Here is a 12,041-nt window from a genome sequence, read left to right as displayed (position 1 = left end):
ATGTCCGATTTCCGCCGCTCCCTGCCTGTCGCCTGTCTCGCCGCCGTGCTGCTGGCCGGCTGTGCCGGCAAACCGGCACCGGCCTGGCGCAACGAACAGTTCGACGCGGACAGCCCGTTCCAGTTCCACAGCGACCTGCCGCCGCTGATGCTTTGCGAACTGGGCAAGCGCGCGCTGCTCAGCCAGGGCTACGAGGTAGACAGCAGCGCGCCGCAGAGCATCCGCGGCGCCAAGCACTTCCAGCCGGAATCCGAATACCTGGTGCAATTGCGCCTGACGCTGGTGTGCATGCCGGGCAAGGAAGATTCGATGATCTACGCCAACGCGCTGCAGACCCGCTACGAACTCAAGTCCAGCGGCAGCAGCACCGGCCTGTCGGTCACCGGTTTCGGCTCGATCTCGCTGCCCTGGCCGACCGACAAGAGCTCGCTGGTCAAGGTCGGCGAGGAAACCGTCACCGATCCCGAGTTCTACCGCCGGCTGTTCACGCTGATCGATACGCTGCAGCAGTAAGCCGACCGCTCAGCCCAACGCCTTCAGGAAAACCTCGCGCGCGGCCAGCAGGTCGGCCCGTCGGCCGTCGTCCACCAGCGGCTCGCATTGCGCGAAAAAATTCTCGAACGCGCGCAGCGCCCGCTCGCGCTCGATCATCCCGCGCCCCTTGCGGGCCGGCTCGGCGGCCGGCAGATCGAGCGGCCGCAACACCGCGTAGCGCGGAATGATGCGCTGCCCGCCGTTCTCGGAACTTGCGGTCAACGGTCCGGTTTTGACGAAAACCTCGCCTTCGTATTCGAAGCGGGCGCCGATCGCGAGATGTTGCAGTTTCATCGGCTTACCTCAGCCAGACCGACAGCGCAACGATGACCACCACGACATTGCCCACCGCCAGCGCCAGCAACCGCCGACGCGTCTTCTCGACGCGGGCGATCAACTGCGCGTTCTGTTCGGCCAGCGACTGGATCACTTCGCCGGCCGTCTGCATCTGGCCGTGCAGTTCGGCGACGCGCGCTTCCAGCGAGGCCAGCCGGCCTTCCGGCGTATCGTCGGCCGGCGCCGGGGCGGTGCTTGCGGTCGACGCCTTGCCGCCGACCTTTTTCCACAGTTTCTTGGCGCCCTCGGCAACCGCCGGCGCGTTCTTGATCACATCCGACCACGGCACATTGGCCAGTATGGTTCCCCAGCCGATCGGCATTTTCGTCACCTCAAAAAGACTTCGCCCTGCGCGAACACAGGGCGAAGCATAACAAGGCCGGCGCGAATCGTCAGAACAGGTCGGCGGTCAGCAGGCCGGCATCGCCGGCGCGCACACTGGCGGCATGGGCGGCGGCGAACGGCAACTGCTGCTCGGCGTAGAAACGGGCGCTGGCCAGCTTGGCGCGGTAGAAGGGATCGCTGCTGCCGCTCGCCAGTTGCCCGGCGGCGGCCAGCGCCGATTTGCCCATCAGCCAGCCGCCGCAGACGGTGACCGCCAGGTTCAGGTACGGCACGGCTGCGGTCAACACGCCGGACAGGTCGTTTTTGGCATTGGCCGCCAGCCATTCGGTGGCGCCGATCCAGGCCTGCAGCGCCGGGCCGAGTTTGCCGGCGATGGCCTGCAGGTCGGCGTTGTCGGCCGCGGCCAGCGTCTTGACGGTGGCGTGGATGTCGGCGAACAGCCGGCGTGCGGTGGCGCCCTGGTCGCGCATCAGTTTGCGGAACAGCAGGTCGTTGGCCTGGATGCCGGTGGTGCCTTCGTAGATCGTGGTGATGCGCGCGTCGCGCCAGTGCTGCGCGGCGCCGGTTTCCTCGATGAAGCCCATGCCGCCGTGAATCTGGATGCCGAGCGAGGTGACCTCGATGCCCATTTCGGTGCTGCCGGCCTTGACGATGGGGATCAGGAATTCGGCCAGGTAGAGCGCGCTTTTTGCCGCTTCCGGGTCGTCGACCGCATGCGCCCGGTCGAGCAGGCCGGCGGTGGTGTAGGTCATCGCGCGGCAGGCTTCGACGCGCGATTTCATGCTCATCAGCATGCGCCGGATGTCCGGGTGGCGATCGAGCGTGACCAGCGCCTCGCCGGTCAGCGCGTCGCGCCCCTGCTGGCGCTCGCGGGCGTAGGCCAGCGCCTGCTGGTAGGCGCGCTCGCCGAGCGCAACGCCCTGCAGGCCGACGCCGAGGCGCGCCTCGTTCATCATGATGAACATGTACTCCAGCCCGCGGTTGGCTTCACCGAGCAGCCAGCCGGTGGCGCCGCCGTGGTCGCCGTAGGCCATCACGCAGGTCGGGCTGGCGTGGATGCCGAGCTTGTGTTCGAGCGACACGCAGTGCGCGTCGTTGCGCGCGCCGAGCGAGCCGTCGGCATTGACCAGGAATTTCGGCACCAGGAACATCGAGATGCCCTTCACGCCCGGCGGCGCGTCCGGCAGGCGGGCGAGCACCAGATGCACGATGTTGTCAGTCATGTCGTGGTCGCCGTAGCTGATGAAGATCTTCTGGCCGAACACCTTGTAGCTGCCGTCGGCCTGCGGCTCGGCGCGCGAGCGGATCAGCGCCAGGTCGGAGCCGGCCTGCGGTTCGGTCAGGTTCATCGTGCCGGTCCACTCGCCGGACACCATCTTTTCCAGGTAGATCGCCTTCAGTTCGTCGCTGGCGCAGGTGAGCAGCGCCTCGATGGCGCCGGTGGTCAGCAGCGGGCCGATCGAGAAGGCCAGGTTGGCCGAGCAAACCATTTCCTTGACGGCGATGCCCAGCGCATCCGGCAGGCCCTGGCCGCCGAATTCGGGCGAGGTGGTGATGCCGTTCCAGCCGGCTTCGCGGAAGGCGCGATAGGCTTCCTTCCAGCCGGCCGGCGTGCGTACGCCGTCGGCGCCGAGCGTGCAGCCGGCGCGGTCGCCGACGCGGTTGAGCGGTGCCAGCACTTCGCCGGTGAATTTGGCCGCTTCGTCGAGCACGGCGTCGGCAACGTCCGGCGTCGCCTCCGCATAGGCTGGCAGCGCGGCGATCTCCGGCAGGCCGGCGATTTCATCCATGACGAAGCGCATGTCGCGCACCGGGGCAATGTAGTGATCCATGGTTTGTCTCCTGTTTTTTTGCTGTTTTTTGCGGTCGACCGCGGAAATGCGGGAAAAAGCGACTAGAAGGCGGCAGCGCCAAGCCGGCTGCGTGCCGCGGCGTATTCGCGGCCCAGTTGCGCAATCACCTCGGCCGCCGGTCGAACGTCGTCGATCCGGCCGACGCCCTGACCGGCGCCCCAGATATCCTTCCAGGCTTTCGGCCCGGCGTCGGCAGCCGCGCCGAAATTCATCGCCGACTTGTCGCGCTGCGGCAGGTTGGCCGGATCGAGGCCGGCGGCGACGATGCTCCGCTTCAGGTAATTGCCGTGTACGCCGGTGAAATAAGGCGTGTACACCACGTCGACCGCAGCCGCGTCGACCAGCGCCTGCTTGTATTCCGGCACCGCGTTGGCTTCGTCGGTGGCGATGAAGCGCGTGCCGATGTAGGCGAAATCGGCGCCCATCGCCTGCGCGGCGAGGATCGCATCGCCGTTGGCGATGGCGCCGGACAGCGCGATCGGGCCGTCCCAGAACTTGCGAATCTCGCCGACCAGCGCGAACGGACTCAAGGTGCCGGCATGGCCGCCGGCCCCGGCGCAGACCAGGATCAGGCCGTCCACGCCGGCTTCGATGGCCTTCTCGGCATGGCGCACCGAGATCACGTCATGGAAGACCTGGCCGCCGTAGGCGTGCACCGCCGGCACGATTTCGGTCGGCGCCGACAGGCTGGTGATGATCAGCGGCACCTCGTGCTTCACGCACAGCGCCATGTCGTGCTCCAGCCGGGTGTTCGAGGCGTGGATGATCTGGTTGACCGCGAACGGCGCAGCCGCCGGATCGGCTGCCAGCTCGCGCTTGATGCGCAGCAGCCAGTCGTCGAGCAGGTCGGCCGGACGCGCGTTGAGCGCCGGAAACGAACCGATGACGCCGCTCTTGCACTGGGCGATCACCAGGTCGGGATTGGAAACGATGAACATCGGCGCGCAGATCACCGGCAGGCGGAGATTGCGGTTCAACGAGGTGGGAATCGGCATCAGCCTTGCTCCTTCAAAGCGCGACGCAGGATCTTGCCGACGTTGGTACGCGGCAGGTCGTCGCGGAATTCGACGTGTCTGGGAATCTTGTAGCCGGTCAGCAGGCCGCGGCAGTGCTCGATCAGATCCTGTTCGGTAACCCGCGGGTCCTTGCGCACGACGAAAATCTTCACCGCCTCGCCGGAGCGCTCGTCGGGCACGCCGATGGCCGCCACATCGATCACCCCCGGATGCATCGCGACGGCTTCCTCGACCTCGTTCGGATAGACGTTGAAGCCAGACACCAGGATCATGTCCTTCTTGCGGTCGACCAGGAAAACAAAGCCGTTTTCGTCGATGTAGCCCATGTCGCCGGTGCGCAGGTAGCCATCCGGATGGAAGGCATTCTCGGTTTCGCCGGGACGGTTCCAGTAGCCCTTCATGACCTGCGGCCCGCGAATGCAGATTTCGCCGACCTGGCGGCCGGGCACGTCGATGCCGTCGTCGTCGCGGATGACGATTTCGGTCGACGAGATCGGCAGGCCGATGGCGCCGTTGAACTCGTGCATGTCGAGCGGATTGATCGTCGCCGCCGGGCTGGTTTCGGTCAGCCCGTAAGCCTGCAGCAACGGTACGCCGGTGGTCTGCAGCCAGCGCTCGGCGACCGGCGCCTGCACCGCCATGCCGCCGCCGAGCGTGACGCGCATGGTCGAGAAATCCAGTTTGTGGAAATCGTCGTTGTTGAGCAGCGCGTTGAACAGCGTGTTGACGCCGGTCACCACGGTCACCGGGTATTTGGCCCATTCCTTGACGAAGCCGGGGATGTCGCGCGGATTGACGATCAGCAGGTTCTTCGCGCCGATCATCAGGAAGGTCAGGCAGTTCGCCGTCAGCGCGAAGATGTGATACAGCGGCAAGGCGGTGACGATCAGTTCCTGCCCCTCGCGCACCACCGGCGAAATCCAGGCATGCGCCTGGACGACGTTGGAGGCGATGTTGGCATGCGTCAGCATGGCGCCCTTGGAGACGCCGGTCGTACCGCCGGTGTATTGCAGGAAGGCGATGTCGTCGCGGTCCAGCGCCACCCGCTTCCAGCCATGCGCCCGGCCGGCGGCCAGCGCGGCGTTGAAGCGCAGGCTGCCCGGCAGGCTCCAGGCCGGCACCATCTTCTTGACGTGGCGCACCGCCAGATTGACCAGCGTGCCCTTCAGCGCCCCGAGCATTTCGCCCAGCGGCGTGACGACGACGTGCTTCAGCGCGGTATGCCCGATCACTTGCTGCAAGGTCGCGGCAAAGTTCTCGACGATGACGATCGCCGTCGCCCCCGAATCCTTCAACTGGTGCTCCAGTTCGCGCGGCGTGTACAACGGGTTGCAATTGACCACCACGCAGCCGGCACGCAGCGTGCCGAACAGCGCCACCGGATACTGCAGCAGGTTGGGCATCATCAGCGCGACGCGCTCGCCCTTCTGCAGGCCGAGCGATTGCAGCCAGCCGGCAAAGGCCCGGCTGTCCTCGTCGAGCTGCCGGTAGGTCATTTCCTTGCCCATGCTGATGTAGGCGACCTTGTCGGCGTACTTGCGGCAGGCGTCCTCGAACAGCGCGACGAGCGACGGAATGTGCTCGATGTCGATGTCGGACGGTACGCCCTGCGGGTAACTCTTCAGCCAGATCCTGTCCATGATTGTCTCCTCCTGATGGTTTTTATTGACCGAGCAGTGCCTTCTTGAGCGAGGCATCCGCCGGCTTGTCGCCGAGCCAGACCTTGAGCAGCGCCCGGGCAAACGCGGCGCCGTGCTTCGCGTCGCGCACCTCGCCGCGCGCCTGCCCGTTGACCGAGACGGCAACGCCGTCGCCCGGAAAATCGAGGGCGATGATGTCGCCCTCGCGGGCCTGGCCGATGCCCTTCATGATAGCCGCCAGGGCGTCGGCCTGCGGCTGGATCGCCGCCAGCTGGGCCGGCGTGTGGTTGTCGCGCAGGCCGTCGGCGAGCGCCGACTGCAGGCTGCCGGCATCGAGGTCGCGCAACAGGCGCAGGCTCATCCGGCGCGGGCCGGCGCCGTCGAGCAAGGCTTCCGGCGACGCGGCCTTGCGCTCGACGTAGAGCGCGCCGACATAGACCTTGATGAACAACTTGCTGCGCAGGCCGGCGCCGTTGAGCAGCAGTTCGCGGTCGCCGACACGCTGCACGTCGGGCACGCGGACGCCGGCGACTTCCGCCGCCTGCAGTCCGGGTACGGCGAGCAAGGCCGCCAGCAAGGCGGCGCGGCGGACGGTATGGGATGCAATCATGGTTTGTCTCCTCCACCGGTCTTTTGCCGGTAGTGATTTTTTTCAGCGATATAGACGGTCCGTTCAACGACGGTATGGACCGTGCCGTGGATGTCCTTCAGTTCGACCGTAAAAGTCCGCTCAAGCTCCGGACATTCGAGCAAGGCGCGGCGGATGTCGATCAGCGTCTCGTCGGTCAGCCTGAAATCGGCGAACAGCGTGCTGTAGCCGGGCTTGCGGTAGCGGATGCTGGCTGCCTTGTCCCAGACGATGTAGCCGTCGCCGAGCGCCGCCATCAGCATCATCGGATGCGCGCCGTCGGTGATGGCGAACAGCGAGCCGCCGTACAGCGAGCCGACGATGTTCTTCGTCTTCCACGACAGCGGCAGGGCGACGCGGATGTGGCGCAGGTCGCGCGCCACGTGCACGACCCGCCCGCCGGTGCCGCGAAAGGCCGGATGCAGGTTGAAGCCCAGGCGCACCATGCGGGCGCGCCAGGCCGGCGAGAGCTTTGCCAGCCAGGCGGGTTTCACACCGCCTCCGCCAAACGACGGACGCCGGAAAACATCGCCGATCCTGCGGTCGACCGCAGCATTCGGCCATTTTTCCGGAACACCGGCCCGCGCATCCTCAGACCCGCTCGAAAATGCCGGCGGCGCCCATGCCGGTGCCGATGCACATGGTCACCATGCCGTACTTGCCGCCGGTGCGCTGCAGGCCATGCACCACGGTCGCCGTGCGGATCGCGCCGGTGGCGCCGAGCGGGTGGCCGAGGGCGATGGCGCCGCCCAGCGGATTGATCTTCTGCGGATTCAGGCCCAGCTCGCGGATCACCGCCAGCGACTGCGCGGCGAAGGCTTCGTTGAGCTCGATCCAGTCGAGGTCGTCCTGGCTGATGCCGACCTGCGCCAGCACCTTCGGAATCGCCGCGATCGGGCCGATGCCCATGATCTCCGGCGCGACGCCGCCGACGGCATAGCCGGCGAAACGGGCGAGCGGCGTCAGGTTGTGCTCCTTGAGCACCTTTTCCGAGACCAGCATCACCGCCCCGGCGCCGTCCGACATCTGCGAGGAATTGCCGGCCGTCACCGAGCCGCGCACGTTGAACACCGGCTTCAGCTTGGCGAGCTTCTCCAGGCTGGAGTCCGGGCGCGGGCCTTCGTCGTTTTCGACCAGACGTTCGGCGAGGCGCACGACGCCGCTGTTCAGGTCGGGCAGGCTGGCGCGCACCGTATAGGGCGAAATCTCGGCCTTGAAGTGACCGGCGGCGATGGCGGCGCTGGCGCGGCGGTGCGATTCGACGGCGAAGGCGTCCTGGTCCTCGCGCGAAATCTGCCACTGCTGCGCGACCTTCTCGGCGGTCAGGCCCATGCCGTAGGCGATGGCGACGTGCTCGTCGGTGAAGAAAGCCGGGTTCATCGCCATCTTGTTGCCCATCATCTGCGGCATGATGGTCATCGACTCGGTGCCGGCGGCGATCATCACGTCGGCCAGGCCCAGGCGGATCTGGTTGGCGGCGTCGGCCACCGCCTGCACGCCGGACGAGCAGAAGCGGTTGATCGTCAGCCCCGGGACGGTGATCGGCAGGCCGGCCAGCAGCGCGCCGATGCGGGCGACGTTCATGCCCTGCTCAGCTTCCGGCATGGCGCAGCCGACGATGACATCGCCGATGCGCGCCGGATCGATGCCCGGCACCTGCGCGACGACCGAGCGGATGGCGTGGGCCAGCATGTCGTCCGGCCGCACGTGCTTGAAAGCGCCGTTCTTCTTGGCCACCGGCAGGCGGGTGGCGGCGACGATGTAGGCGTCTTGAATCTGTTTGCTCATTTTTGTCTCCTCGTCCGGTCAGTTGCGCAAGGGCTTGCCGGTGTCCAGCATGTGCTTGATGCGGGCCTGGGTCAGCGGGTTCTTCAACAGCTCGACGAACAGGCGGCGCTCGACGGTGATCAGCCATTCCTCGTCGACCAGGCTGCCGGTCTCGACCTCGCCGCCGCACAGCGCGATGGCGGCTGACTTGGCGACCAGATAGTCGTGCGCGGAGATCATGCCGCCTTCCTTCATGTTCACCAGCATCATCTCGAAGGTGGCGATGCCGGTCTTGCCGGCCACCGGCACGGCGCGCGCCAATTGCGGCGGCGCGTAGCCGGCCTCGGCCAGCGCGCGGGCTTCGCGGATGGCGACGAAGAGCAGCTCGTGGGCGTTGAACAGCACGGTATCGGTCGGCTTGGCGAAGCCGAAATCGATGGTTTCGTGCGCGCTCTTGGCCACCTTGGCCATGGCGATGGTCTGGAAGGCCGGCTGCAGGAAGTTGAACACCTCGCCCGGCGTCGCCGATTGCGCGGCCCAGTCGGCGGCGCGCACGGCGAATTCCTTGCAGCCGCCGCCGGCCGGGATCAGCCCGACGCCGGCCTCGACCAGCCCGACGTAGCTCTCCAGCGCCAGCACGCGCTTGGCGGCGTGCATGACGAACTCGCAGCCGCCGCCCAGGGCCATGCCTTGCACCGCCGCGACCACCGGCACCTGTGCATACTTCAGCGTCTGCGAGGCGCGCTGGAATTTCTCCACGGTCTGCTCCAGCAGGTCGAAACGGCCGGCCGCGATGGCTTCCGAGACTTGCTGCAGGTTGGCACCGACGGCGAAGGGCGCTTCGTGCCAGACGACGACGCCGTCCAGCGTGCCCTCGGCCTGGCGCACGGCGGCGATCACGCCGTCCAGCACCTCGTCGCCGATGGTGTGCATCTTCGACTTGAAGGAAAGGATGCCGATGCCGGCGTCGACCGTCGGCAGACGCCACAGGCGCACGCCCTCGTTCTCGAACAGCGTCTCGCCGGATTGCGCCGGGCCGGCCGCCGTCTCGCCGAGCACGCGCTCGGGGAAGAGCTGGCGCTGATAGACCGGCAGCGTCGAGCGCGGCACGTAAGTGTTCTTGCTGGCGGAGTAGGAGCCTTCGGCGCTGTGCACGCCGTTGCGTCCGGCTTCCAGCGCCCAGGCGGGCAGCGGCACGGCGGCCATGGACTTGCCGGCGGCGATGTCGGCGGCGACGGCCTGGGCGATGTCGGCCCAGCCGGCGGCCTGCCAGGTCTCGAACGGCCCCTGCGCCCAGCCGAAGCCCCAGCGCATGGCCAGATCGAGGTCGCGGGCGTTGTCGGCGACGTTTTCGAGCTGCACGGCGCAGTAGTGGAAGACGTCGCGGAAGATGGCCCACAGGAACTGCGCCTGCGGATGGGCGGAGGCGCGCAGCGCGGCGAATTTCTCGGCCGGATGCTTGATCTTCAGAATCGCCGCGACTTCCTCGGCGACTTCGCCGGCCGAGGCGCGGTAATCCTGTGCGGCCAGGTCGAGCACCTGGATTTCCTTGCCTTGCTTGCGGAAGATACCGCAGCGGGTCTTCTGGCCCAGGGCGCCCTTCTCGATCAGCAGGCTCAGCCAGGCCGGCACCTTGAAGTGGGCGTGCCAGGCGTCGCCAGGCAGCGTGTCCTGCATGGTCTTGACGACGTGCGCCAGCGTGTCCAGGCCGACCACGTCGGCGGTGCGGTAGGTGGCGCTCTTCGGGCGGCCGATTTTCGGGCCGGTCAGCGCGTCGACCGTGTCGAAGCCGAGGCCGAAGGCCTGCGTGTGGTGCATCACGGCAAGGATGGAGAAGACGCCGATGCGGTTGGCGACGAAGTTCGGCGTGTCCAGCGCGCGGATGACGCCCTTGCCGAGGCGCGAGGTCAGCCAGGTTTCCAGCGCGTTCAGCGTGGCGGCGTCGGTGCCGCGCGTGGCGATCACTTCGACCAGATGCATGTAGCGCGGCGGATTGAAGAAGTGGATGCCGCAGAAGCGCGGGCGCAGCGCGGCCGGCAGGGCCTCGGCCAGGGCGTTCATCGACAGGCCGGAGGTGTTCGAGGCGACGACGGCGGTGGCCGACAGGTGCGGGGCGATCTTGGCGTAGAGATCGGTCTTCCAGTCCATGCGCTCGGCGATGGCTTCGATGACCAGGTCGCAGTCGGCGAGCAGCGGCAGGTGCTCGTCGTAGTTGGCGGCATCGATGTGCTTGAGCACCGACTTGCGCGCCAGCGGCGTCGGGTCGAGCTTCTTCAGGCCGTCCAGGGCCTTGTTGACGATGCCGTTGCGCTCGCCTTCGCGGGCCGGCAGATCGAACAGCACGACCGGGACACCGGCGTTGGCGAGATGGGCGGCGATCTGCGCGCCCATCACACCGGCACCGAGCACGGCGGCTTTTCTGACGATCAGTTTGTTCAAGGCTTGTCTCCTTTCGCTTTCTTGTGGGTGACGTCCGAAAATAAAACGAACGTTTGAATTATAGAATCGACACTGCTGCGGTCAACGGGTTTTTTGGGAAAGTTTTCAAAAAAATCCCCGGACGAAGCCGGGGACGAAGACGCAAGCCTGGCAGGAACTCAGAAGTTGTAGTTGAGCTGCAGGGAGTAGAGATCCGCCTTGGTCTTGAAATCGCCATGGACGGTTTGCAGCGTGGCCGTTTCAGTTGTGTTCATGACCGCCCGTGCGGTCGACGCATCCTTGAAGAAGATATGCGCATAACCCATGTCCAGCGACAAGGTCTTGGACAAGTGCCAGCGGGCACCGAAGGCCAGCCAGGTCCGATCGGAATCCGGCACGGTCATTGTCCGGCTGGCGTCGTCGGGCACCGGCGTCTCGTCGTAGGCAACCCCGGCGCGCAGACTCCACGCATCGTTCAGACGGTATTTCGCGCCCAGACCAAAACGCCAGGTATTGTTGAAGTTGTAGCGCAGCGGCGCAGTCGCCCGCTGACCGGTTGCCGCAACGATCGGCGTCAAGGCATTGACCGAACTCCAGCCGGTCCAGGTGGCGTCGGCCAGCAATTCGAGGCGATCGCCGATCTTCTGGCTGATCGCCAGCGAAAAGTTGTCCGGCGTTTCCAGTTCGGCAGTGATCGCCTGGTGCAGGTTGATCGGCGCCTCGACCGTCTGATTGCCTTCCAGCTTGAACTTGATCTTCGAGCGATAACTCACGCCGATCCGGGTTTCCGGCGTCAACTGGAACATCGCCCCCAGGTTGTAGCCCCAGGCGGTATCGTCCCCTTTCAGAACGCCGAGCGGCGCGCCGACGAAAGGCGCATTCTGGCGAAACTCGATTTCGCTCTTGGCGAAATTGATGCCGCCGCCGATCGAAATCATGTCGTTGATGCGATACGCCAGCGACGGGTTAATGTTGATCTGATGAATCGACGTATAGCGCCCGGAGAAACGCCCGGCAAAATTATCGCCATACTCGGTTTCGCTGCCATAGGTCACCGAAACGCCAAGACCGGCGCGCAAGGCCGGAGAAATCGCATAGCTGTAGAAGAAGGCCGGCACCAGCGATGCACCGCCACCATCGCCGCCGTTGTCACCGACCGGGTGGAAGGCGCCGGTCGGCAAACCGGTCAGCGGGTTGATCACCGGCATCGGGGTCGTCCCCGTGTCCCGGAATTTCACCGAACGGTCGATCACCGTCCCGCCCAGCGACAGGCTATGTCCGAGCGGCAGATAGGTCATCCCGGCCGGGTTGAAGAAGATCGTGCTGGCATCTTCCGCGCTGGCCGCAGCACCGGCATAGGCAGTGCTGGTTCCGGCACCGTTCTGGTTCTGCAACTGGAAACCGGCGGCCAGGGCGCTACCGGAAAAAGCCATGCCGACCAGGGCCGGCAACAGACGCAAGGTGTGATGTTTCATTGATAGTCTCCTCGTTATGTTTATTCGGG

At 66.3% G+C, this 12,041-nt stretch carries 11 protein-coding genes; 1 reads left to right on the top strand and 10 read right to left on the bottom strand.

Annotation, left to right across the window (positions count from 1 at the left end; genetic code table 11):
• The gene (locus L0962_RS10430) at positions 1-513 is read left to right on the top strand and encodes a DUF2242 domain-containing protein (RefSeq protein WP_234086363.1); all 513 of its coding nucleotides are present in this window, start codon (positions 1-3) and stop codon (positions 511-513) included.
• Between the two features lie 9 nt (positions 514-522).
• On the opposite strand, the gene L0962_RS10425 is transcribed toward L0962_RS10430, so the two are convergent.
• From L0962_RS10425 to L0962_RS10380, 10 genes are all read right to left on the bottom strand, one after another.
• Positions 523-828 (bottom strand): hypothetical protein, encoded by a 306-nt coding sequence (locus tag L0962_RS10425; RefSeq protein WP_234086362.1) that lies wholly within the window; start codon positions 826-828, stop codon positions 523-525.
• A 4-nt stretch (positions 829-832) separates the two neighbouring features.
• Positions 833-1,192: a hypothetical protein gene (locus L0962_RS10420; protein WP_234086361.1), complete on the bottom strand. Its 360-nt coding sequence runs from the start codon at positions 1,190-1,192 to the stop codon at positions 833-835.
• 70 nt (positions 1,193-1,262) lie between these two features.
• Positions 1,263-3,047 (bottom strand): acyl-CoA dehydrogenase, encoded by a 1,785-nt coding sequence (locus L0962_RS10415; RefSeq protein ID WP_234086360.1) that lies wholly within the window; start codon positions 3,045-3,047, stop codon positions 1,263-1,265.
• 62 nt (positions 3,048-3,109) lie between these two features.
• On the bottom strand, positions 3,110-4,063 hold the full coding sequence (locus L0962_RS10410) for a nitronate monooxygenase family protein (RefSeq protein ID WP_234086359.1): 954 nt from the start codon (positions 4,061-4,063) through the stop codon (positions 3,110-3,112).
• Positions 4,063-5,724: a long-chain-fatty-acid--CoA ligase gene (locus L0962_RS10405; RefSeq protein WP_234086358.1), complete on the bottom strand. Its 1,662-nt coding sequence runs from the start codon at positions 5,722-5,724 to the stop codon at positions 4,063-4,065. The genes L0962_RS10410 and L0962_RS10405 overlap by 1 nt, the downstream gene beginning before the upstream one ends.
• A 22-nt stretch (positions 5,725-5,746) precedes the next feature.
• A complete protein-coding gene (locus L0962_RS10400) occupies positions 5,747-6,334 on the bottom strand; it encodes a chalcone isomerase family protein (RefSeq protein ID WP_234086357.1) in 588 nt (195 codons plus the stop codon).
• A complete protein-coding gene (locus L0962_RS10395) occupies positions 6,331-6,846 on the bottom strand; it encodes a DUF4442 domain-containing protein (RefSeq protein ID WP_234086356.1) in 516 nt (171 codons plus the stop codon). Before L0962_RS10395 ends, L0962_RS10400 begins: the two co-directional genes overlap by 4 nt.
• Before the next feature lie 97 nt (positions 6,847-6,943).
• The gene (locus L0962_RS10390; protein ID WP_234086355.1) at positions 6,944-8,140 is read right to left on the bottom strand and encodes an acetyl-CoA C-acyltransferase; all 1,197 of its coding nucleotides are present in this window, start codon (positions 8,138-8,140) and stop codon (positions 6,944-6,946) included.
• An 18-nt stretch (positions 8,141-8,158) separates the two neighbouring features.
• Positions 8,159-10,558, bottom strand: a complete 2,400-nt coding sequence (locus L0962_RS10385; RefSeq protein ID WP_234086354.1) for a 3-hydroxyacyl-CoA dehydrogenase/enoyl-CoA hydratase family protein — start codon at positions 10,556-10,558, stop codon at positions 8,159-8,161.
• 158 nt (positions 10,559-10,716) lie between these two features.
• Positions 10,717-12,012 carry an OmpP1/FadL family transporter gene (locus tag L0962_RS10380; RefSeq protein ID WP_234086353.1) on the bottom strand — a complete coding sequence of 432 codons (1,296 nt, stop codon included), beginning with the start codon at positions 12,010-12,012 and terminating at the stop codon, positions 10,717-10,719.
• Positions 12,013-12,041: the final 29 nt, after the last annotated feature.

It is taken from the genome of Azonexus sp. R2A61 (assembly GCF_021401135.1).
Lineage (GTDB): Bacteria > Pseudomonadota > Gammaproteobacteria > Burkholderiales > Rhodocyclaceae > Azonexus.
The sequence above is the reverse complement of the archived record's forward strand: the minus strand, read 5'-3'. Positions and strand labels throughout refer to the sequence as shown.

Coding starts and splice junctions, on each gene's coding strand:
- L0962_RS10390 (WP_234086355.1), bottom strand. CDS start 8,140: ATGAGCAAACAGATTCAAGACGCCTACATCGTCGCCGCCACCCGCCTG.
- L0962_RS10380 (WP_234086353.1), bottom strand. CDS start 12,012: ATGAAACATCACACCTTGCGTCTGTTGCCGGCCCTGGTCGGCATGGCT.
- L0962_RS10430 (WP_234086363.1), top strand. CDS start 1: ATGTCCGATTTCCGCCGCTCCCTGCCTGTCGCCTGTCTCGCCGCCGTG.
- L0962_RS10405 (WP_234086358.1), bottom strand. CDS start 5,724: ATGGACAGGATCTGGCTGAAGAGTTACCCGCAGGGCGTACCGTCCGAC.
- L0962_RS10425 (WP_234086362.1), bottom strand. CDS start 828: ATGAAACTGCAACATCTCGCGATCGGCGCCCGCTTCGAATACGAAGGC.
- L0962_RS10410 (WP_234086359.1), bottom strand. CDS start 4,063: ATGCCGATTCCCACCTCGTTGAACCGCAATCTCCGCCTGCCGGTGATC.
- L0962_RS10420 (WP_234086361.1), bottom strand. CDS start 1,192: ATGCCGATCGGCTGGGGAACCATACTGGCCAATGTGCCGTGGTCGGAT.
- L0962_RS10400 (WP_234086357.1), bottom strand. CDS start 6,334: ATGATTGCATCCCATACCGTCCGCCGCGCCGCCTTGCTGGCGGCCTTG.
- L0962_RS10415 (WP_234086360.1), bottom strand. CDS start 3,047: ATGGATCACTACATTGCCCCGGTGCGCGACATGCGCTTCGTCATGGAT.